Annotated in this window: 22 protein-coding genes; 20 read left to right on the top strand and 2 right to left on the bottom strand. The window is 38.3% G+C overall.

The window, feature by feature from the left end; all coding sequences use genetic code 11:
• Nucleotides 1–90: 90 nt before the first annotated feature.
• Nucleotides 91–723 carry a PAQR family membrane homeostasis protein TrhA gene (trhA, locus tag CKV70_RS09605; RefSeq protein WP_003723418.1) on the bottom strand — a complete coding sequence of 211 codons (633 nt, stop codon included), beginning with the start codon at nt 721–723 and terminating at the stop codon, nt 91–93.
• A 178-nt stretch (nt 724–901) separates the two neighbouring features.
• On the opposite strand from trhA, the gene CKV70_RS09600 reads away from it, so the two are divergent.
• The 17 genes from CKV70_RS09600 to CKV70_RS09520 all read left to right on the top strand — a co-directional run bounded on the left by CKV70_RS09600 (nt 902) and on the right by CKV70_RS09520 (nt 14680).
• Nucleotides 902–1741, top strand: a complete 840-nt coding sequence (locus CKV70_RS09600) for a DegV family protein (RefSeq protein ID WP_014600952.1) — start codon at nt 902–904, stop codon at nt 1739–1741.
• 14 nt (nt 1742–1755) lie between these two features.
• A complete protein-coding gene (locus tag CKV70_RS09595) occupies nt 1756–2541 on the top strand; it encodes an SGNH/GDSL hydrolase family protein (protein ID WP_012951797.1) in 786 nt (261 codons plus the stop codon).
• Between the two features lie 15 nt (nt 2542–2556).
• Complete coding sequence (locus CKV70_RS09590) at nt 2557–3171, top strand: YpmS family protein (RefSeq protein WP_012951796.1); 615 nt, start codon at nt 2557–2559, stop codon at nt 3169–3171.
• A 35-nt stretch (nt 3172–3206) separates the two neighbouring features.
• Nucleotides 3207–3740 carry a peptide-methionine (S)-S-oxide reductase MsrA gene (gene msrA / locus CKV70_RS09585; RefSeq protein ID WP_003723414.1) on the top strand — a complete coding sequence of 178 codons (534 nt, stop codon included), beginning with the start codon at nt 3207–3209 and terminating at the stop codon, nt 3738–3740.
• A gap of 6 nt (nt 3741–3746) precedes the next feature.
• Nucleotides 3747–4184 carry a peptide-methionine (R)-S-oxide reductase MsrB gene (msrB, locus tag CKV70_RS09580; protein ID WP_014600951.1) on the top strand — a complete coding sequence of 146 codons (438 nt, stop codon included), beginning with the start codon at nt 3747–3749 and terminating at the stop codon, nt 4182–4184.
• 82 nt (nt 4185–4266) lie between these two features.
• Complete coding sequence (locus CKV70_RS09575) at nt 4267–5172, top strand: Gfo/Idh/MocA family protein (RefSeq protein WP_003723412.1); 906 nt, start codon at nt 4267–4269, stop codon at nt 5170–5172.
• Nucleotides 5173–5234: 62 nt separating this feature from the next.
• Nucleotides 5235–5468, top strand: coding sequence for a YozE family protein (locus tag CKV70_RS09570; protein ID WP_003720177.1), 234 nt, complete (start codon nt 5235–5237; stop codon nt 5466–5468).
• An 11-nt stretch (nt 5469–5479) separates the two neighbouring features.
• On the top strand, nt 5480–6181 hold the full coding sequence (gene deoD / locus CKV70_RS09565; protein WP_014600950.1) for a purine-nucleoside phosphorylase: 702 nt from the start codon (nt 5480–5482) through the stop codon (nt 6179–6181).
• Between the two features lie 57 nt (nt 6182–6238).
• Complete coding sequence (locus CKV70_RS09560) at nt 6239–7063, top strand: M15 family metallopeptidase (RefSeq protein WP_003733070.1); 825 nt, start codon at nt 6239–6241, stop codon at nt 7061–7063.
• Nucleotides 7064–7185: 122 nt separating this feature from the next.
• Nucleotides 7186–7479: a copper-sensing transcriptional repressor CsoR gene (gene csoR, locus CKV70_RS09555; RefSeq protein ID WP_003723408.1), complete on the top strand. Its 294-nt coding sequence runs from the start codon at nt 7186–7188 to the stop codon at nt 7477–7479.
• A 14-nt stretch (nt 7480–7493) separates the two neighbouring features.
• Nucleotides 7494–9707, top strand: a complete 2214-nt coding sequence (locus CKV70_RS09550; RefSeq protein WP_003723407.1) for a heavy metal translocating P-type ATPase — start codon at nt 7494–7496, stop codon at nt 9705–9707.
• A gap of 12 nt (nt 9708–9719) precedes the next feature.
• Nucleotides 9720–9926: a copper chaperone CopZ gene (copZ, locus tag CKV70_RS09545; protein ID WP_014600948.1), complete on the top strand. Its 207-nt coding sequence runs from the start codon at nt 9720–9722 to the stop codon at nt 9924–9926.
• A gap of 153 nt (nt 9927–10079) precedes the next feature.
• A complete protein-coding gene (locus CKV70_RS09540) occupies nt 10080–11570 on the top strand; it encodes a lmo1851 family serine protease (protein ID WP_003733072.1) in 1491 nt (496 codons plus the stop codon).
• Nucleotides 11571–11606: 36 nt separating this feature from the next.
• Nucleotides 11607–12023: a MarR family winged helix-turn-helix transcriptional regulator gene (locus CKV70_RS09535; protein WP_003733073.1), complete on the top strand. Its 417-nt coding sequence runs from the start codon at nt 11607–11609 to the stop codon at nt 12021–12023.
• A gap of 159 nt (nt 12024–12182) precedes the next feature.
• On the top strand, nt 12183–12905 hold the full coding sequence (locus CKV70_RS09530; RefSeq protein WP_003733074.1) for a metal ABC transporter ATP-binding protein: 723 nt from the start codon (nt 12183–12185) through the stop codon (nt 12903–12905).
• 3 nt (nt 12906–12908) lie between these two features.
• Nucleotides 12909–13751, top strand: coding sequence for a metal ABC transporter permease (locus CKV70_RS09525; RefSeq protein WP_003728286.1), 843 nt, complete (start codon nt 12909–12911; stop codon nt 13749–13751).
• Nucleotides 13748–14680, top strand: a complete 933-nt coding sequence (locus CKV70_RS09520; RefSeq protein WP_014600947.1) for a metal ABC transporter substrate-binding protein — start codon at nt 13748–13750, stop codon at nt 14678–14680. Before CKV70_RS09525 ends, CKV70_RS09520 begins: the two co-directional genes overlap by 4 nt.
• Nucleotides 14681–14695: 15 nt before the next feature.
• Here the strand turns inward: CKV70_RS09520 and CKV70_RS09515 are convergent, their stop codons facing one another.
• Nucleotides 14696–16066, bottom strand: a complete 1371-nt coding sequence (locus tag CKV70_RS09515; RefSeq protein WP_003724070.1) for an MATE family efflux transporter — start codon at nt 16064–16066, stop codon at nt 14696–14698.
• Between the two features lie 173 nt (nt 16067–16239).
• Between CKV70_RS09515 and CKV70_RS09510 the strand changes: the two genes are divergently transcribed.
• The 3 genes from CKV70_RS09510 (at nt 16240) to CKV70_RS09500 (ending at nt 18980) form a co-directional block, all read left to right on the top strand.
• The gene (locus CKV70_RS09510) at nt 16240–17523 is read left to right on the top strand and encodes an NCS2 family permease (RefSeq protein WP_003733836.1); all 1284 of its coding nucleotides are present in this window, start codon (nt 16240–16242) and stop codon (nt 17521–17523) included.
• 81 nt (nt 17524–17604) lie between these two features.
• Nucleotides 17605–18069, top strand: a complete 465-nt coding sequence (gene lspA / locus CKV70_RS09505; protein ID WP_003724127.1) for a signal peptidase II — start codon at nt 17605–17607, stop codon at nt 18067–18069.
• Complete coding sequence (locus CKV70_RS09500) at nt 18069–18980, top strand: RluA family pseudouridine synthase (protein WP_003724126.1); 912 nt, start codon at nt 18069–18071, stop codon at nt 18978–18980. Before lspA ends, CKV70_RS09500 begins: the two co-directional genes overlap by 1 nt.
• Nucleotides 18981–18996: the final 16 nt, after the last annotated feature.

Genomic DNA, 18996 nt, shown 5'->3' with positions numbered 1-18996 from the left:
TAGTATGACATAATTAAAAACAAGTCTCAATTGTGACATACTATATAAAAAACCTTCTCCAACGGGAGAAGGTTTTTTTAAGTGCGTTATTTAAACATAAAATAAAATACAGAAATACATAAAAGCGGTTCCCGCGATAACAAATAAATGCCAAATCGCGTGCATATAAGGAACACGAGGGATACTGTAAAAAACAGCACCTACTGTAAACATAATGCCACCAGTTGCAAGTAACCAAAAACCAGTTGGTGTAAGCCCAGCATAAAGTGGTTTAATGGCGAACATAACCATCCATCCCATAAGTAAGTAGACACTTGTCGACAAAAGTTTTAATTTGCCTGTCATAAATATCTTATAAATAATCCCAGCAATTGCGAGGCCCCAAATGACACCAAATAGCGTCCAGCCGAGTGTCCCTTGAATCGTAATCAAAACAAATGGCGTATAACTGCCAGCAATTAATACATAAATCGCAGCGTGGTCCATAATGTTAAAAACCGTCCGCGCCTTGCAAGGTTTAAAACTATGAAGCAGGGTGGAACAAATATAAAGCAACATGAGGGAAATTCCATAAATTAAAAAACTTGTTAAATAGAGAGGATTATCTTTTCCGGCGGCGAATATTATAAGTAAGACGAGCGCGGGAATACTAAGAATAAACCCAATACCATGCGTTATAGCATTGGCTACTTCTTCTTTCCAATTGTAAGAAGTGACATTCATTTTATCACCATACTTTTCTACAAATTTTGTGCGTATTATATTTCTATCATACGCTAAAAAATACAGAATAGAAAGGCAAATACCATTTCTTTCTCTTTTCTTAAAACTAGTTTATAGGTTGTGTATACTGCCGGGGATGTTATAATAAGATAAAATAAGCAAAAATGGATGTGGCTATATGAGAAAAATAAAAATTATCACAGACTCAACTGCTGGACTAACATTAGAAGAAGTAGCAAAATGGAATATTGATGTTTTATATTTAACCGTAGAAATTGATGGGCAAATATACAACCCTAAAACAGACATTACACCAGAAGAATTTATGGTGCGAATGGCAGAAACAAAAGAATTACCAAAATCTTCCCAACCTGCTATCGGTTCTTTTGTCGAAGCATACGAAAAATATACGGCAGAGGGCTACGAAATTCTTTCTATCCACTTAACCGAAAAACTAAGTGGTACTGTAAACGCGGCACGTCAAGCAGCAGATATGGTGGAAGGAAATATTACTGTAGTAGACTGCGATTATACAGCACGTGGGCAAGCATTCCAAGTATTAAAAGCAGCTGAAATGGCTCAGTCTGGTGATTATTCTGTAGAAGAAATTCATGCGAAAATTAATGACATTCGTGACAAAACAAAACTTTATATCGTTGTCGTAACACTCGATAATTTAATTAAAGGTGGACGTGTTGGCCGGATGCAAGGCTTCTTAGGTAGCCTTTTAAATATCAAATTAATTGCCAAATTAACAGACGGACAATTGGAAGAAGAAACCAAAGTCCGCAGCAACAAAAAAGTATTACAATATTGCCTAAATCTAATTAAAGATGAACCGAAAAAAATTCAGCATCTAGATGTTGTTCATGCAAATGGACTTAATTTGGCGGATGATTTCATCGCTGAATCAAAAGAAATAACCGGTTTAACAGAAATTCCACTATTTTTTGCAGACCCAGTCATTTCCACGCATGCTGGAACTGGTGCGTTTGCATTTATGTACTATACTGACTAAGCGAGTGATTGCATATGACAAAGAAAAAATGGCTGTGGCTTACAGGGAGCGTGCTTGTTATCGCGCTTCTTGTTGGCGCAGTTTTTGGTATCAAGTATTATAAAGAATCAAAAGAAATTCCGATTAACCTCGTTGCCATGGGTGATTCATTAACAGAAGGCGTCGGTGATGAAAACAAAGATGGTGGTTATGTAGGTATTATTCCAAAAAAACTAGAAGAAGAACCAAATGTCCCAAGTGTAAAAACGAGTAATTACGGGGTATCTGGAAACAAAATAACCCAACTGGAAAAACGTTTAAAAACAAACAAAGACTTCCAAGAAGATGTCAAAAATGCGAATGTAATAACAATCACCATTGGCGGAAATGATGTCATGGCTATTTTGCAATCGCGTCTTTTAAATGTAAATGTAGGTGATTTTACAAAAGCGAATAAAGAATTCCAACAAGAGCTAGAAACACTTTTAAAAGATATTCGTTCCTACAACAAAGATGCAGCAATATTTTTAATGGGTATTTACAATCCCTATACGACTTATTTCAGCGATATCAAACAATTTGACGAGATTATCTCTGATTGGAATAAAGCTTCTAAGAAAACAATCCAGCAAGATAGTAATGCTTATTTTGTACCTATCGCAAAAGTCTTAGAAGATCGAAATGCAGATAACAAAGATCAACCTAATTCACTATTGTCAGATGATTATTTCCATCCTAATCATACAGGATACGAGAAGATGACAACGGAATTAGACAAGGCCATCGTAAAACAATTAAACGAAGGCAATATTCCCAAATAGAAAGGTGTTAAAATCGTGCAGAGAGAAACACGATCGGCTCCAAAAAAAACAAAACGCAATTATTGGAAATGGGTTTGTATTATATTAATTAGTGTACTTCTTATTTCATCTGGCTGGATTTACGTAGCAGTATTCAAACTTAGTCCACAAGATGAACCCACGCCATCCCTTATTAGCAATAAATCAATGGTTGAATTTCAAACAAGTACAACGAAAGCAGATTTAAATCAATTGATTAGTTCCTATATAGAAGACTTTAGCAAAGAGCAAGATATTGGTTATAAAGTGTTCGTAGCAAATAACGTTAATTTTACTGCAGAAGCCGAAATCTTTGGTGAACCAGTCGAACTACGGTTGAAATTTTCACCCGAAGTAGTAGATAATGGAAATGTTGAATTGACGCTCAAAGACATGTCAGTTGGCGCTTTGCCACTACCGGTGTCTTATGTAATGAATTATGTAAGCAAAAATTATAAATTCCCTGATTGGGTGACAATTATGCCTAAAAAGGAAAAAATCTATCTTTCCCTAGATAAACTAAAACTTCAAGGCGACACAAAAGTACGTGCTGATACGCTAAATTTGAAGAAAGACGATATTTCGTTTACACTTTTAGTACCAGTTAAGTAATTTAGCTGGCTGAATCCTAGTTAGGGGGCATTTTTATGACAAAAGAATCACTTGAAAAAGCAACATTTGCTGGAGGATGCTTTTGGTGTATGGTAAAACCTTTTGATACGCAACCGGGAATTGAAAAAGTTGTTTCGGGTTACACAGGCGGTCATACGGTTAATCCGACCTATAAAGAAGTTTGCAGCGGGACAACAGGACATACAGAAGCAATCCAAATCACATTTGATCCGGCGGTTTTTCCATATGAAAAATTAGTCGAAGTATATTGGCAACAAACCGATCCGACAGATGCAGCAGGCCAATTCGTTGACCGCGGCGATTCATATCGACCAGTTATTTTTTACCACAATGAAGAGCAAAAAGAAATTGCTGAAAAATCAAAAGCAGCCCTTGATGCGAGTGGTAGATTTAAAAAGCCAATTGTCACAGAAATTGCCAAAGCAGAAACATTTTATCCAGCAGAAGAATATCACCAAGATTTCTACAAAAAAGAAAAAGCGCACTATGAGGGATATCAAGTTGCTTCAGGTCGTGCTGCATTCATAGATGCCAACTGGAAAGGGTGAAATCAAATGGATGAAAGTAAAAAGAACGAGCGCCTTCAACAACTAACAGATATACAATATAATGTGACCCAAAAAGCGGGTACCGAACGTCCATTTCAAAATGAATTTTATGATAATGAGGCAAAAGGCATTTATGTAGATATCGTTTCAGGAAAGCCGCTTTTTTCATCCAATGACCAGTACGATGCTGGCTGTGGTTGGCCGAGCTTTACTAAGCCAATTGACGAAGCAGAAGTTATTGAAAATCGAGATTTGACCCATGGTATGATTCGGACGGAAGTGAAATCTGCTGATGCTGATTCCCATTTAGGGCATGTTTTTCCAGATGGACCACAAGATAAGGGTGGACTTCGCTACTGCATTAACTCCGCAGCGCTCAGATTCATACCTGTGGATAAGTTAGAAGAAGAAGGCTACCAAGCATATAAGAAAATCTTTGAATAAACACATGATGCCAGAAAATGAAATGCGTAGAATAATATCGCGAAATCATTCTCTGGCATTGTTGTGATAAGGAGCGATACACATGTTAAAAATAGCGGTAGTAGGGCTTGGCGGCATTGCACAAAAAGCATATTTGCCAGTTTTTGCTGAAATGGAAAATATCGAGGTACATCTTTACACGAGGGATGCGCAGAAATTAAAGCACTTAAGTGAGAAATATCGTTTTGATCATTATCATCAAAGTATTCATTCTATGATTGAGTCTGGCGTGAATGCAGCGTTTGTTCATTCATCTACAGCAAGCCACCCAGAAGTAATCCGGACTTTTCTAGCAAATCATATTCCAGTTTATGTGGATAAACCAATTGCCGACAATTTAGCCGAAGTAGAAGAATTAACACGCCTAGCTGAAGAACAAAATACGTTACTTATGACTGGCTTTAATCGCCGTTACGCGCCAAAATATCAAGAATTAAAAGCCTTAACAGATACCAACATGATTATTATGCAAAAAAATCGCGCGGCGCAACCGGGTGAGGCTCGTACATTTATTTATGACGATTTTATTCATGTCATTGATACCGTGCGTTTTTTACTAGATGCCAAAATAGAACAGTTACATGTCGTTCCGGTATGGCAAGAGAATCTTCTAGCAAGTATAACGGTACAAATTACAGCGGGAGGTAAAGTGGCAACGGCGATTATGAACCGAGATAGCGGCGTGAACGAAGAACGATTAGCAGTGATGACCCCGAGCGCCAAATATGAAGTAGAAAATGTTACGGAAACGCATATTTATGAAGGGACAACAGAACGGTTTGAGCGTTTTGGAGATTGGGAAACGACGCTTTACAAAAGAGGTTTTGTATCTATCATCCAAGCCTTCTTAACGGCCGTGCGAAATGGGGAGAAAGCACCAATTTCCAAAGAAGATGCTCTAGAGACACATCGACTTGCAGAAGAAATTCTACGTAAAATCGAAAATTAACTTTATTTTTTTCAAGAAATCAACTATAGTTAAAGCATAAAAAGAGCGGAGTGTGTTGTACGTTGGGAAGATCATTTTATCATTTTTTAATGACATATCGGGACCCGAAGCTAACAGATCAGAAAACGGAATTTGCCAACAATGCATACCGAGATCATAGTTTTCCAAAGCAAACGAGAAATTACCATATTCTTTGTGACTATCTGGAGTTTAATGCGCCGTATTTACCGGGAATGTCTATTTTCGATGAACTTTGGGATGCTTATTTGCTAGATGAAGAGAAAAACAAACACTAGGAGGAAAAAAGATGAGCGTACATATCGAAGCGAAACAAGGCGAAATTGCAGAAACGATTTTATTACCAGGGGATCCGTTAAGAGCAAAATACATTGCGGAAACATTTTTGGAAGATGTCGTTTTATTCAACCAAGTGCGAGGAATGCTAGGATTTACTGGTACATATAAGGGCGAAAAAGTTTCTGTTATGGGAACAGGGATGGGTATTCCATCTATTTCGATTTATGTAAATGAATTAATCCAAAGCTATGATGTGAAAAATTTGATTCGTGTTGGTACTATGGGTGGAATTCAAGCGGACGTAAAAGTACGTGATGTTGTCATTGCACAAGCGGCTTCAACGGATTCGCAAATTAATCGCAATACTTTTGCAGGAGTGGATTTTGCGCCAGTAGCAGATTTTTCTCTTCTAAAAAAAGCCTATGACGCTGGTATCGAAAAAGGATTATCTCTTAAAGTAGGGAATGTTTTTTCTGCGGACCGTTTTTATAATGATCAGCTGGACAAACAACAATTAGCTGATTATGGTGTACTCGGGATCGACATGGAAGCAGCGGCACTTTATACATTAGCGCAAAAATATGGCCGTCGCGCTTTGGCAATCTTAACTGTGAGTGATCATATTTTTACGGGGGAAGAAACATCTGCTGAAGAGCGTCAAACCACTTTTAATGATATGATTGTTGTAGCACTTGAAGCTGCAATAAAATAATTTTAATTACTAACTTAGAATCAGACTTAATGTATACAGGAAGGTTGATAAACAGATATGAGTTCTTTATTAACAATTGCTTTAGCTGTTAGCATCAGTTGTGTCCACACAGTGGAAGATCAATATTTTGGTGGCACAAATGCTGATTCAATCGCTAAAGTGGAACAAAAATCGTCAGGCAATCAAACACTTGCGGAATTAGAAAAAGACCCACTTTATCCATATATTGATAAACAAAATAAATTAACTGAAAAAAATGGTATAAAGTATATTGAAAATGAGGAAAACATGTTGGTTTTAGCTAACAAAGATTATTCATTGCAACCAACATATACCCCCCCTGACTTGGTTCGTCCGAATGTAACATTCTCTTTTGGCAGCCAACAAGTCGAAAAAGCACAATTAAGAAAAGAAGCAGCAACTGCATTAGAAGAAATGTTCGTAGCTGCGAACAAAGATGGTAAGAAACTATTCGCCGTATCGGGTTATCGATCGTACAAACGCCAACAAGAAGTATTCCAAGCTGAAGTAAATGCTAAAGGGGACCAAAAAGCGAGAGAAGCAGTAGCGTATCCAGGGACTAGCGAACATCAAACTGGTTTAGCGATGGATATCTCCTCAGAAAACCAATCATATGAACTGACAGAAGCATTCGGAACAACTCCTGAAGGCAAATGGTTGCAAGAAAATGCCCACAATTATGGTTTTATCTTGCGTTATATGAAAGGGCGAGAAGCTATCACGAAGTACCAATATGAATCTTGGCATTATCGTTATGTTGGTAAAGATGCGGCAACGATTATTTACGAAAACAACTGGACTTTAGAAGAATTTTTTGAACATGTTAAGGCACTTCAAAAGAAAGTAGATGCCGCAAAATAACAAGATTTTGAGCCATAAACAAGCATTTGTTTATGGCTTTTTTTGTTCTCAGAAATTAAATGGTTGCATAAAATACCTATAGGGGGTATACTGTTAATTGTAGAAACAAAGGAGGAGAAAAAATGAAACACGACCAACCAATTGTTCCACGCAAAGAAGATGAAACGAAATTACTTCAAAATCGTTTGCGACGTATCGAAGGCCAAATCCGCGGTATTGCTCAAATGGTCGAGGATGATAGATATTGTACAGACATTTTAGTTCAAATTTCAGCAGCTAATAAAGCACTCAAAAATGTTGGTTTACAAGTACTAGAACATCATACAGCACACTGTGTTGTAGATGCAGCAAAAAATGGGGAAGATGACGTAATGGAGGATTTACTTAAAGCAATACGTCAATTTTCGAAAACCTGAGGGGGGTATATACAATGAGTGATAAATATGTAAGACAAGATTTAAACGTTTTTGGAATGACTTGTGCGGCCTGTTCCACGAGAATTGAAAAATCGTTAAATAAAGCAGATGGTGTAGAAAAAGCGAATGTCAACTTAGTAACGGAAAACGCTGCTGTTTATTACGACCCGGAAGTTACATCGACAGAAGATCTAATTAAAGTTGTTAAACATGCGGGTTATGACGCTGCGGAAAAAATGTCCAAAGAAGAAAAAGATGCTGTATTAGAAAAGAATTTCAAAAAAGAAGTGAGACGTTTTATTCTTTCGGCGCTTCTTTCCTTGCCATTACTTCTTACCATGGTGACACATATTCCGTATATCCATGAAATGGCGTTTGCGGAAACGATAGGTAACTGGATTAATCCAACGATTCAATTAGTTCTTGCAACTATTGTTCAGTTTTATATTGGTTGGCGGTTTTACGATGGGGCTTATAAAGCGCTGCGAGGTAAAAGTGCGAATATGGATGTATTAGTCGCACTTGGGACATCTGCTGCATACTTCTATAGTGTGGTAGAGTATGTCCGCCATATAATTGACCCAAGCGTGATGCCACATTACTACTTTGAAACAAGTGCCGTGCTAATCACATTAATCTTATTAGGTAAACTGCTTGAATCATACGCAACTTCCAGAACAACGGAATCTATTGCTGGTTTACTTGAACTACAAGCAAAAGAAGCGACCGTTATTCGCGAAGGAAAAGAATGGTTAGTACCAGTAGATTCGTTGAAAATTGGCGACGTTATCCTTGTTCGTCCGGGTGAAAAAGTTCCGATGGATGCAGAAATTATTTCTGGTGAAACGAGTATTGATGAAGCCATGATTACTGGTGAACCTGTGCCTGTAGAGAAGAAACCAGGTGATTCTGTCATCGGCGCAACGATTAACTTTGACGGGGCTTTCCAAGCAAAAATTACGAAACGAATGGAAGAAACAGTTTTAGAATCCATTATTCGTTTGGTCGAGGAAGCGCAAGGTATTAAAGCACCAATTCAACGTTTAGCAGATAGAATTTCCGGCATATTTGTACCAATTGTACTTGGTATTGCTGCTGTAACATTTATTATTTGGTATCTTGTGACTGGAACAGTAGATGGTTCACTAGAAGCGGCTATTGCGGTATTAGTTATCGCCTGTCCCTGTGCACTTGGTCTTGCAACTCCAACTGCTATCATGGCTGGAACTGGTAAAGGCGCCGAAAGTGGGATATTATTTAAAGGTGGCGAACATTTAGAACGTACTTCCAAAGTAGATACTATCGTTTTTGATAAAACTGGTACTTTAACAGAAGGTAAACTGGAAGTGAGTGATAAAAAAGCAGCCAATGATCAGTTTTTCCCTTATTTATTCTTAATGGAACAACAATCAGAACATCCGATTGCTAAAGCGATTATTAAGATGTTAGAGCCTGAGAATATGGATGTATCCGCAATTAAACAAGGAAAAATCCGCGCGAAAGCAGGTCATGGGATGACTGGTAATTTGGATGATAGTAAGGTAGAACTGGGTGCTTACCGCTATGTTTCTTCCCTTACAACAATCCCAAAAGAAGACGATGAATTAATCGAAAGTTGGATGCATGCAGGAAAAACTGTCGTAGCAATGGCAATTGATGGCGTTTATGCAGGTGCTCTAGCTTTATCCGATACACCACGACCTGAAGCAAAAGAAGCAATCCAAAAACTAAAAGCTCAAGGTATTAAAACAGCGATTTGTTCTGGTGATCAATCTGTTGTCGTAGAAAATATGGCCAAAGATTTAGGCATAGATATGTTCTTTGCCGAACAACTACCGAACGATAAGAGTGCATTAGTCGAGAAACTGCAACAAGACGGTCATATTGTTGCATTCGTTGGTGATGGTATTAATGATGCTCCGGCTCTTGCAGCAAGTGATATTGGTATTAGTATTGGAACTGGAACAGACATTGCGATTGAAACAGGGGATGTAACACTTGTAAGTCACCGTTTAACGCTCATTCCAGAAACAATAGAACTTTCCAAAGCAACCATGCGAAATATCCGTCAAAACTTTTTCTGGGCACTTGCTTATAATTGTGCGGGTATTCCAATTGCTGCGTTAGGCTTACTTGCCCCATGGGTAGCAGGACTTGCGATGGCATTTAGTTCCGTCTCTGTTGTCACAAACGCACTTCGCTTAAAAAGATATAAATTTAAATCATAGGAGGAATATAACATGGAAAAATTAACGTTAAATGTAGAAGGTATGACTTGTTCTCACTGTGAGGCTCGAGTAACGAAAGCTTTATCAGAAGTTAATGGTGTGAAAAGTGCAGTAGTGTCACTTGATGAAGGAACAGCTACTGTCGAGTTTGAAAAAGGACAAGTAAGGGAAGATGCACTAATTGATGCTGTGGAAGAAGCAGGTTATGAAGTAGCTTAATTTAAAAGCGAAAAGGGGATTCTGTCAAGAATCCTCCTTTTTTTTATATCATGAAAAAAAGATACCAAAATGAATGGAAAACTGGTAAAATAAATGAGTTAAATAAAATGTGCTACTACTAGCCACATTTTACATAGAAAGTGGTGAAGAAAGATGGAAGAATCCCCACAAAACGAACCAAATAAAGTGGAGAAAGACGAAGAACAAAAATCAAAACCCGGCAATGGTTATATAAAAATGAAGTTATTCCCATTTATAATGCTATTATTCGCTTTTGTATTTGTGACGGCATTAGTGACTACAATCGTAATGTCTTTAGGGGATGACAAGCAAGTAAAAGTGAGCATTCCAGAACGAAAAGAATTTACAAAGCTCTACGATGTATACGACGAAATTACAAGTAAATATTATAAAGACACAAATTCTACTACGATGATAGATGGGGCAATAAGTGGTATGGTGAATTCATTAGATGATCCTTATTCCACATTTATGTCGAAAAAAGAATCTTCAGAGTTTAACGATACTATTTCTGCTAGTTTTGAAGGTATTGGCGCTGAGATTCAAGAAAAAGATGGGGCTATCGTAATTGTTTCGCCAATCAAAAACTCTCCGGCCGAAAAAGCTGGTTTGCGGCCACAAGATATTATTACGCAAGTAGATGGGAAGTCTGTTAAGGGCGACACAGCAACAGAAGCAACACAAAAAATCCGTGGTGAAAAAGGTACCAAAGTAACTCTGACAATTCAACGTTCCAACGAAGATAAACCATTTGATGTCACGATTACTCGTGATGAAATTCCAATCGAAACGGTGTACAAAGAAATGGGCAGCGACAAAATTGCGCACGTAACCATTAGTACATTTTCAGAAACAACCTATGATGAGCTTGAAAAGGCATTGAAATCCCTTGAAAAAGATGGCATGAAGGGCCTTGTTCTTGACTTGCGAGGAAATCCTGGTGGGTTACTTGATCAAGCAGTTTCTATTTCTAGCCTCTTTGTTCCCGATGGCAAAATTGTTGTACAAGAGCAGGACAAAGATGGTGATAAATCGGCCATTAAAGCTGATAGTAGCTCACATGGTGATTATAAAGTAAAAGTACCAACTACTATGTTAATTGATGGTGGGAGTGCGAGTGCTTCAGAAATTCTTGCTGCTGCTGCAAAAGAATCTGGTGGCATTAAACTTGTCGGTACGAAATCATTTGGTAAAGGTACGGTCCAAACGGCAACAACTTTATCTGATGACTCTACTCTTAAATTAACTGTCGCAAAATGGTTAACACCTAATAGCGAATGGATTCATGAAAAAGGTATTACGCCAGATGTGGTTGTGAACATGCCAGATTATGCAACTATGACTATCCCTTCCTCCACCAAAGTCTACAAAAATGGCGATTTCGGTGATGATGTTAAAACCATTGAAACTTTGCTAAAAGCACTAGATTACAATGTTGGAAAAGTAGATGGCTTATACGATACAGACACAGAATACGCTGTTCAAAGATTCCAAACAGCAAACAAATTAGATGTGACAGGAATCATGACAGGTGTAACAACTGATAAATTAGTCGAATTAACACAAAAACATCTAAAAGAAACAGATCCACAACTACAAAAAGCAAAAGCCTTGGTGAAGTAAACGTACAACTTTTTTGAAAAACTGGAGGTAGCAAAAATGGAAACATACTTAGAAATTGAAACATTGATTAAGCGAATTTTTAATAGTTTTCGTCATGAAGTAGAGGCAGTACTCGACAAAAGGTTAAGTGGTAGCGAGTATCGGGTCTTGAGCTTGATTTCAAGTGGACTTACGAAAACATCGGAATTAGCTAAAACGCTTGATGTTTCAGCCAGTCACATCACAGCCATTACGGATACTTTAGTCGAAGAAGAGCTTATTACACGACATCGTTCGGAAGTAGACCGCCGAATTATTGAACTGAAATTAACCCCAAACGCCGAGGAATTTGTCAAAGAAATTGATAAAAAGAAAAAAGAAATGATTGTAAAACGTTTTGCCGTTTTTTCTGAGTATGAACAAGCAGAATTCCGCAAACTGCTCAAAAAATTAGCAGACGGATCAATTAAATAATAATAGTGAAAATCCTGTAGTTTAATCGACTACGGGATTTTTTTGAACATTTTACTTTACAAGAAAAAGATTCTCCGTTATACTTTGAACTAAAGTTGCTCTAAGGAAACATTTTTAGTTACGTGTAAAATTTAGTCTTGTGGGAAAAGGGTGGTTTAGATGGAAATTCAAGGTTTAACAATAGCGTATAAACAAAAGGTGGCAATTGATAATGTCACACTTCAAATAGCATCAGGAAAACTAACTGGTATTGTCGGTCCAAATGGGGCAGGTAAATCAACCTTATTAAAAGGAATGATGGGATTAATTCCGCGTGAACAAGGTCAAGTCACTTTAGCAGACAAACCACTTACTTATTGGAGAAAGAAAATCGCATATGTGCCGCAACGGAGTGAAGTAGATTTAACTTTCCCAATTACCGTTTTTGATATGGTTTTGCTGGGCACATATCCAGCGCTTGGATTAATTAAGCGTCCTGGAAAAAAAGAAAAGCAACTCGCGCTAGATGCGTTAGAGCAAGTGGAAATGACAGGCTTTATGAAAAGACAAATAGGAGAGCTATCCGGTGGTCAATTGCAACGTGTTTTTATCGCACGCGCACTTGCCCAACATGCGGAAATTTTCTTTTTAGATGAGCCATTTGCAGGTATTGATATGACGAGTGAAGCGCTGATTATGCGACTGTTAAAAAAGCTAAGAGATAATGGGAAAACGATTGTCGTGGTCCATCATGATTTTCATAAAGTGGCTGCTTACTTCGACGATATCATTTTACTCAATAAGAAATTAGTCGCGCACGGTCCAGTGGAGCAAACATTTACAGAAGAAAAAATTCAATTTGCTTACGGTGACGCGCCGGTAGCATTTGCAGCGGGGGTGTAAGAGTTGTTGTTTTTAGAAGGTTTAATGCAATATAGTTTTTTACAAAAAGCCCTTATTACTTCTGTGACGGTTGGTATTGTTTCAGGTGTTATTGGTAGTTTTATTATTTTACGAGGTATGTCGCTTATGGGGGATGCGATTTCTCATGCAGTGCTTCCAGGAGTGGCGATTTCTTATATGATGGGGATGAACTTCTTTATTGGTGCAGCTACATTCGGCATCGCGGCGGCACTTGGAATCGGTTTTGTTAATCAAAAAAGTCGGATAAAAAATGATACAGCGATTGGAATTGTTTTTAGTGCATTTTTTGCACTTGGAATTATTTTAATATCCTTTGCGAAAAGTAGTACGGATTTGTATCATATTTTATTTGGAAATGTGCTTGCGGTGCGGAGTTCGGATATGTGGATGACAATTATTATTGCCATTATCGTGATTTCATTAGTAGCCCTATTTTACAAAGAGTTTCTAGTTAGTTCGTTTGATCCAGTGATGGCAGAAGCATATGGTCTCAATGTGAAATTCTTGCATTACTTCTTGATGTTACTTTTAACACTTGTAACGGTTTCCGCTTTGCAAACGGTTGGAATTATTTTAGTTGTGGCGATGTTAATTACGCCAGCTGCAACAGCTTATCTGCTTACGAATAAATTATCCAAAATGATTGTTCTTGCTTCTACTTTTGGGGCAGTGAGTGCGATTATCGGACTTTACTTTAGTTACATTTTCAACTTAGCATCTGGTGCGGCTATGGTTTTAGTTGCGACAATTATTTTCTTTATTGCCTTTTTATTCGCACCGAAACAAGGTTTATTATTTTCTAAAAAGAGGGAGGTTATCGAATGAAAAAAATGCTCGTTGTGGCACTTTTTGCATTAGTAGTTGTACTTGCGGGGTGTTCCAGTCAAAATAGTGATTCGAAAAAAACAGATGGCAAGTTAAATGTAGTGGCGACTTATTCGATCTTAGCAGATATTGTTAAAAATGTTGGTGGGGACAAAATTGAGCTTCATAGTATTGTGCCTGTTGGCGTGGATCCGCATGAATATGATCCCTTACCAGCCAACATTCAAAGTGCTGCGGATGCTGATTTAATTTTTTACAATGGATTGAATTTAGAAACAGGGAACGGTTGGTTTGATCGTATGTTAGAAACGGCGGATAAATCAAGAGAAGACAAGAATCAAGTGGTGGAGTTAAGTAAAGGTGTAAAACCCAAATACTTAACGGAAAAAGGCAAGACATCTGAAACAGATCCACATGCATGGCTTGATCTTCATAACGGAATTATCTATACCGAAAATGTGCGTGATGCACTTGTAAAAGCGGATCCAGACAATACGGATTTTTATAAAGAGAATGCGAAAAAATATATCGACAAATTAGCTACTCTGGATAAAGAAGCAAAACAAAAATTTGCAGATTTGCCAGAAAATCAAAAAACATTAGTAACTAGCGAAGGCGCCTTTAAATATTTTGCAGCTCGCTACGGATTAAAAGCAGCATATATTTGGGAGATAAATACAGAAAGCCAAGGTACTCCAGACCAAATGAAACAAATTGTCGGTATCGTGGAAAAAGAAAAAGTGCCTAATCTATTTGTCGAAACAAGCGTAGATCCACGTAGTATGGAAAGTGTATCTAAAGAAACAGGAGTACCAATTTTCGCGAAAATCTTCACGGACTCCACTGCAAAAAAAGGCGAAGTGGGCGACACGTATTTAGAAATGATGCGGTACAATTTAGATAAAATCCATGATGGTTTAGCCAAATAAAAAAAGACGCAGAGATTAATTCGAAATCTCTGCGTCTTTTGTGTTGAAAGAAAGTTTTTGCTCCGTTTTACGAACCCGGATGGATAAAATAAATGCGGCGACAAATAGGCCAGTACTTAAACCAATCCAGTAACCGAATGGGCCAAGATTCGTAAACGATAAACCGTAGCCTACTGGAAGCCCAATCAACCAATAAGAAATAAAGGCAACAATCGAGGTGACTGTGACATCTTTATATCCTCTAAGCGCCCCAAGAACTGGCGACAGGACGGCATCCGCAAATTGAAATAATATCGCATAAACTAAGAAATGCATGATTAAATTGCTCAAAGCGGGATCGTTCGTATAAAAACCAGCAATAATATCGCGGAAGAAAAATAGGATTGCGCCATTAACACAGCCAATTAAAATTGCCGCAGCCATACCAATATGTCGATACTGTTTGGCATCTTTTAAGCGTTTCGCGCCGGTTTCGTAACCACCAAGAATGGTTAGCGTGGAAGCGACACTAAGCGGGAAAGCATAGAGCAGTGTGCAGACGCTATTTGCGGATTGGTGTGCCGCAATTGTCTCCGTCCCAAAGGCCCCCATTAAAATGGTTACCGCTGAGAAAATACTCGTTTCAAATAAAATTGTCAAACCATTTGGAACGCCAATGCCGATGATCTCTTTTATCTTGGAAAAACGCAGTGCCGTAAGCCCTTTGAAAACACCAAATTTTCGCAATCTAGTTTGTGTTTGAATCAAAATCACACTAACTAAAACAACGAGCCAATACGTAATCCCAGTCGCGTAACCACTACCAGCACCACCCATTTCTGGAAAGCCGAAGTTCCCAAAAATAAAGCAGTAATTTAAAAAGATATTAAATGGCACGGTACAAAGCGTAATCAGCATCGTCACCCGAGTCAGACCAAGCGAATCAATAAAAGAACGCAGAATCGCGGAAATAAAGAACGCGGGAATCCCGATACAAATGCCGTTCAAGAAATGACGGGCGATATCCGCGACTTCTGCCGTAACTGGCATGTGTGTCAAAATCATTGGAACGACCAAAAAATTAATAAGAATTAAAATAAATGCTAAAAATAAAGCAATATATAGGCCGTTATGCACCGTGTTTTTGACTTGTTTTTCTTTCTTTGCACCGATTAATTGGGCGATGATTGGCGTAATAGCCATCAGTAACCCAGAAAAAGCAGCATTCACCGGAGCCCAAAACGAGCTACCAATCGCTACACCAGCCAGTGCTTGATTCGAATAATTACCACTCATCGTCGTATCGAAAAACGTCATCGAGAAAAGCGTGAGTTGCGTAATGACTATCGGTGTGAAAATCGTTAGAAATTGTTTCCATTTTGCCCCATATGTGACTGTTTGTTGCAAGTAATCATCTCCTTTTTCCATCCATTCAGATTATAGCACAAATCCGGCGAACTGGCGGCGTAACAAAAAACTTTTCCTTTCGTATATGTACTATCTTTGTTATAATAAAGTTCTGTGGCAGGGGCAATACTCTGCGGGTTGGGAGAGGGACAATTTCATAATGAGGAAAAAGTATGCAGAAATTTTTCAACAAAGTATTTCGGCTGAACGAGCATAAAACCAATATCCGGACCGAATTTTTGGCTGGTATGATTGGCTTTTTTACGGTGGCATATATTATTGTCGTCAATAGCTCGATTTTAGCGGAGGCTGGAGTTCCTTATCAAGGAGCAGTCCTTGCGACGATTTTTATTTCGGCGTTTGGTTGTTTGATTATGGGATTTTGGGCAAATGCACCACTTATTCTAATGCCTGGGATGGGGATTAATGCGCTCTTTGCGTATACCCTTGTTCAAGGAATGGGACTAAGTTGGCAGGTTGCACTCGCTGCTGTCACGATGAGTGGCTTACTATTTATGATTCTTGCGTTTACACCACTTGCAGGAAAACTAAATGAAGCTATTCCGCTGATTTTAAAACAAGCGATTACGGTTGGGTTAGGTTTATTCTTAATCTTCCTAGGGCTTGAGAAAGGCGGAATCGTAACGCGCGGAAAACATGCCATTATTGCTGTTGGAGATTTAGGTGATCCATTCGTTTTAGCAACACTCGTGACACTTTTATTAACGATGATTTTAGTTATTCGGAAAATTCCAGGCGCTTTCTTATGGAGTTTAATAATCGGAACAATCGTTGGTGTGATGTTTGGTGTTGCCGGGAAAGCTGGAGGTGCTTCGATAAGCGTTGCGCCGTGGAGTGATGTGCTCTTTAAAGCTGATTTTTCCGGAATAGCGAGTGTTGGTTTCTGGAGCGCTGTCTTTACAATGACGATGGTGATTGTGTTTGAAACGGTTGGACTTACAAATGGACAAGTAAGACAGCTCAAGCAAACGGAAAAATTACCACGGATTTTAAAAGCTAGCTCACTGACAGCCTTTTTATCTGGCTTATTTGGTACAAGTCCAACGATCTCTGCACTTGAAAGTGGCTCGATGTTTGCGAGTGGAGCAAAAACTGGTTTAGCAACAATAACGACTGGCCTGTTCTTTATCGCATCCCTTTTCTTAATGCCAGTATTATCTTTTATTCCGAACAGTGCTATTGCGCCGATTTTAATTATTATCGGCATGTCGATGCTGCAAGAATTTAAAGAAATGGATTTATCGAATGCGGCAGAAACTTTTTCAGCACTACTGATTATTGTATTAATCCCGCTGACGTATAGTATTGCAGACGGAATTGCGGCTGGTTTTATCGCGTATCCCATTCTTCGTGCTTTCACGAAAAACGAGGAACGTACTTCACCAGTCATGTATGTAATTGCAGCTTTATTTTTGCTTCAATTTATCATACAATAACAAAGAAGGAATGCGCTCTTCTTATTTTAACAGAAGAGCGCGTACTTTTTATCTAACTGATGTGAAAAGAGGGTTCGGAAAATGTATTATTATCTAATCACCTTAGCAGTGATTGCGCTAGATCAATTGACTAAATGGATTGTTGTTCAAAATATGGAAATTGGACAGAAAATAGAAGTTATTCCTGGTTTCTTATACTGGACAAGCTACCGTAATGACGGAGCGGCTTGGAGTATTTTAGAAGGGCATATGTGGTTTTTCTATCTTATTACTGTTGTTGTTATTGGAATTATAATTTATATTATGCAAAAATATGCCAAAGGAAAGCGACTATTTTCCATTAGTTTAGCGTTTATTCTAGGTGGTGCGATTGGTAATTTTATCGACCGGGTCTTGCATCAAGAAGTAGTAGATTTTGTACAAACAGTATGGGGAAATTATTACTTCCCAATCTTTAATGTGGCAGATGCCTCGCTTTCAGTTGGTGTCGTACTAATGCTCGTGTATGTTTTTGTAGACGACCGCAAAACGAAAGGAATTAAATAATGCAGAATGAAACATTGATTATAGAAGAAAGCCACGCGCGCGAACGTGTGGACAAAGTGATTGCTGAAATGATGGGAAAAAGTCGTTCAGCAATACAACTCATGCTGAAAAACGGTGATATTACGGTTAATGGAGAACTTGCGAAGCCAAATTACAAAGTACAAGTTGGCGATGAAATTCATTACGAAGTGCGTGAACCAGAAGAACTAGAAGTTTTAGCAGAAGATATTCCACTAGATATATATTTTGAAGATAAAGATATGCTTGTTGTAAATAAACCTGAAGGAATGGTTGTTCATCCATCTGCGGGACATGCAAGTGGAACGCTCGTTAATGCTTTACTATTCCATTGTGATGATTTATCTGGAATTAACGGTAAAATTCGTCCAGGTATTGTTCACCGAATTGATAAAGATACATCTGGCTTATTAATGGTTGCCAAAAATGACCACGCCCATGAATCACTAGCCAAACAATTAAAAGACAAAACTTCGGATAGAGAATATATCGCACTTGTCCACGGTGATATTGTCCACCAAAAAGGAACAATCGAAGCGCCAATCGGCCGTGCCAAAGAAGATCGTCAAAAAATGGCAGTCGTACGCGATGGGAAAGAAGCGAGAACGCATTTTGAAGTATTAGAGCGCCTACCAGGTTACACATTAATTAATTGCAAACTAGACACTGGACGTACGCACCAAATCCGAGTTCATTTGAAATATATCGGTCATCCTTTAGCAGGAGATCCGAAATACGGACCTAAAAACACAATCAAGGGCAATGGCCAATTTCTCCATGCCGCAAAATTAGGATTTGATCATCCGACAACGAATGAACGAATGACATTTGAAGCGCCACTACCAAGTTCATTTGAAAAAGCTTTAAAATCATTACGTCAAGAAGAATATTAAAAAAAGAAGCAAGAAC

Source organism: Listeria monocytogenes (assembly GCF_900187225.1).
Classification (GTDB): domain Bacteria; phylum Bacillota; class Bacilli; order Lactobacillales; family Listeriaceae; genus Listeria; species Listeria monocytogenes.
This window is presented reverse-complemented; position numbering and strand designations above follow the sequence as displayed.

What these genes read in the sequence shown, in the direction of transcription:
- copZ (WP_014600948.1), top strand. Translation starts at nt 9,720, where the DNA reads ATGGAAAAATTAACGTTAAATGTAGAAGGTATGACTTGTTCTCACTGT.
- CKV70_RS09575 (WP_003723412.1), top strand. Translation starts at nt 4,267, where the DNA reads ATGTTAAAAATAGCGGTAGTAGGGCTTGGCGGCATTGCACAAAAAGCA.
- CKV70_RS09530 (WP_003733074.1), top strand. Translation starts at nt 12,183, where the DNA reads ATGGAAATTCAAGGTTTAACAATAGCGTATAAACAAAAGGTGGCAATT.
- csoR (WP_003723408.1), top strand. Translation starts at nt 7,186, where the DNA reads ATGAAACACGACCAACCAATTGTTCCACGCAAAGAAGATGAAACGAAA.
- CKV70_RS09510 (WP_003733836.1), top strand. Translation starts at nt 16,240, where the DNA reads ATGCAGAAATTTTTCAACAAAGTATTTCGGCTGAACGAGCATAAAACC.
- CKV70_RS09595 (WP_012951797.1), top strand. Translation starts at nt 1,756, where the DNA reads ATGACAAAGAAAAAATGGCTGTGGCTTACAGGGAGCGTGCTTGTTATC.
- msrB (WP_014600951.1), top strand. Translation starts at nt 3,747, where the DNA reads ATGGATGAAAGTAAAAAGAACGAGCGCCTTCAACAACTAACAGATATA.
- lspA (WP_003724127.1), top strand. Translation starts at nt 17,605, where the DNA reads ATGTATTATTATCTAATCACCTTAGCAGTGATTGCGCTAGATCAATTG.
- trhA (WP_003723418.1), bottom strand. Translation starts at nt 723, where the DNA reads ATGAATGTCACTTCTTACAATTGGAAAGAAGAAGTAGCCAATGCTATA.
- CKV70_RS09520 (WP_014600947.1), top strand. Translation starts at nt 13,748, where the DNA reads ATGAAAAAAATGCTCGTTGTGGCACTTTTTGCATTAGTAGTTGTACTT.
- msrA (WP_003723414.1), top strand. Translation starts at nt 3,207, where the DNA reads ATGACAAAAGAATCACTTGAAAAAGCAACATTTGCTGGAGGATGCTTT.
- deoD (WP_014600950.1), top strand. Translation starts at nt 5,480, where the DNA reads ATGAGCGTACATATCGAAGCGAAACAAGGCGAAATTGCAGAAACGATT.
- CKV70_RS09600 (WP_014600952.1), top strand. Translation starts at nt 902, where the DNA reads ATGAGAAAAATAAAAATTATCACAGACTCAACTGCTGGACTAACATTA.
- CKV70_RS09560 (WP_003733070.1), top strand. Translation starts at nt 6,239, where the DNA reads ATGAGTTCTTTATTAACAATTGCTTTAGCTGTTAGCATCAGTTGTGTC.
- CKV70_RS09535 (WP_003733073.1), top strand. Translation starts at nt 11,607, where the DNA reads ATGGAAACATACTTAGAAATTGAAACATTGATTAAGCGAATTTTTAAT.
- CKV70_RS09540 (WP_003733072.1), top strand. Translation starts at nt 10,080, where the DNA reads ATGGAAGAATCCCCACAAAACGAACCAAATAAAGTGGAGAAAGACGAA.
- CKV70_RS09550 (WP_003723407.1), top strand. Translation starts at nt 7,494, where the DNA reads ATGAGTGATAAATATGTAAGACAAGATTTAAACGTTTTTGGAATGACT.
- CKV70_RS09500 (WP_003724126.1), top strand. Translation starts at nt 18,069, where the DNA reads ATGCAGAATGAAACATTGATTATAGAAGAAAGCCACGCGCGCGAACGT.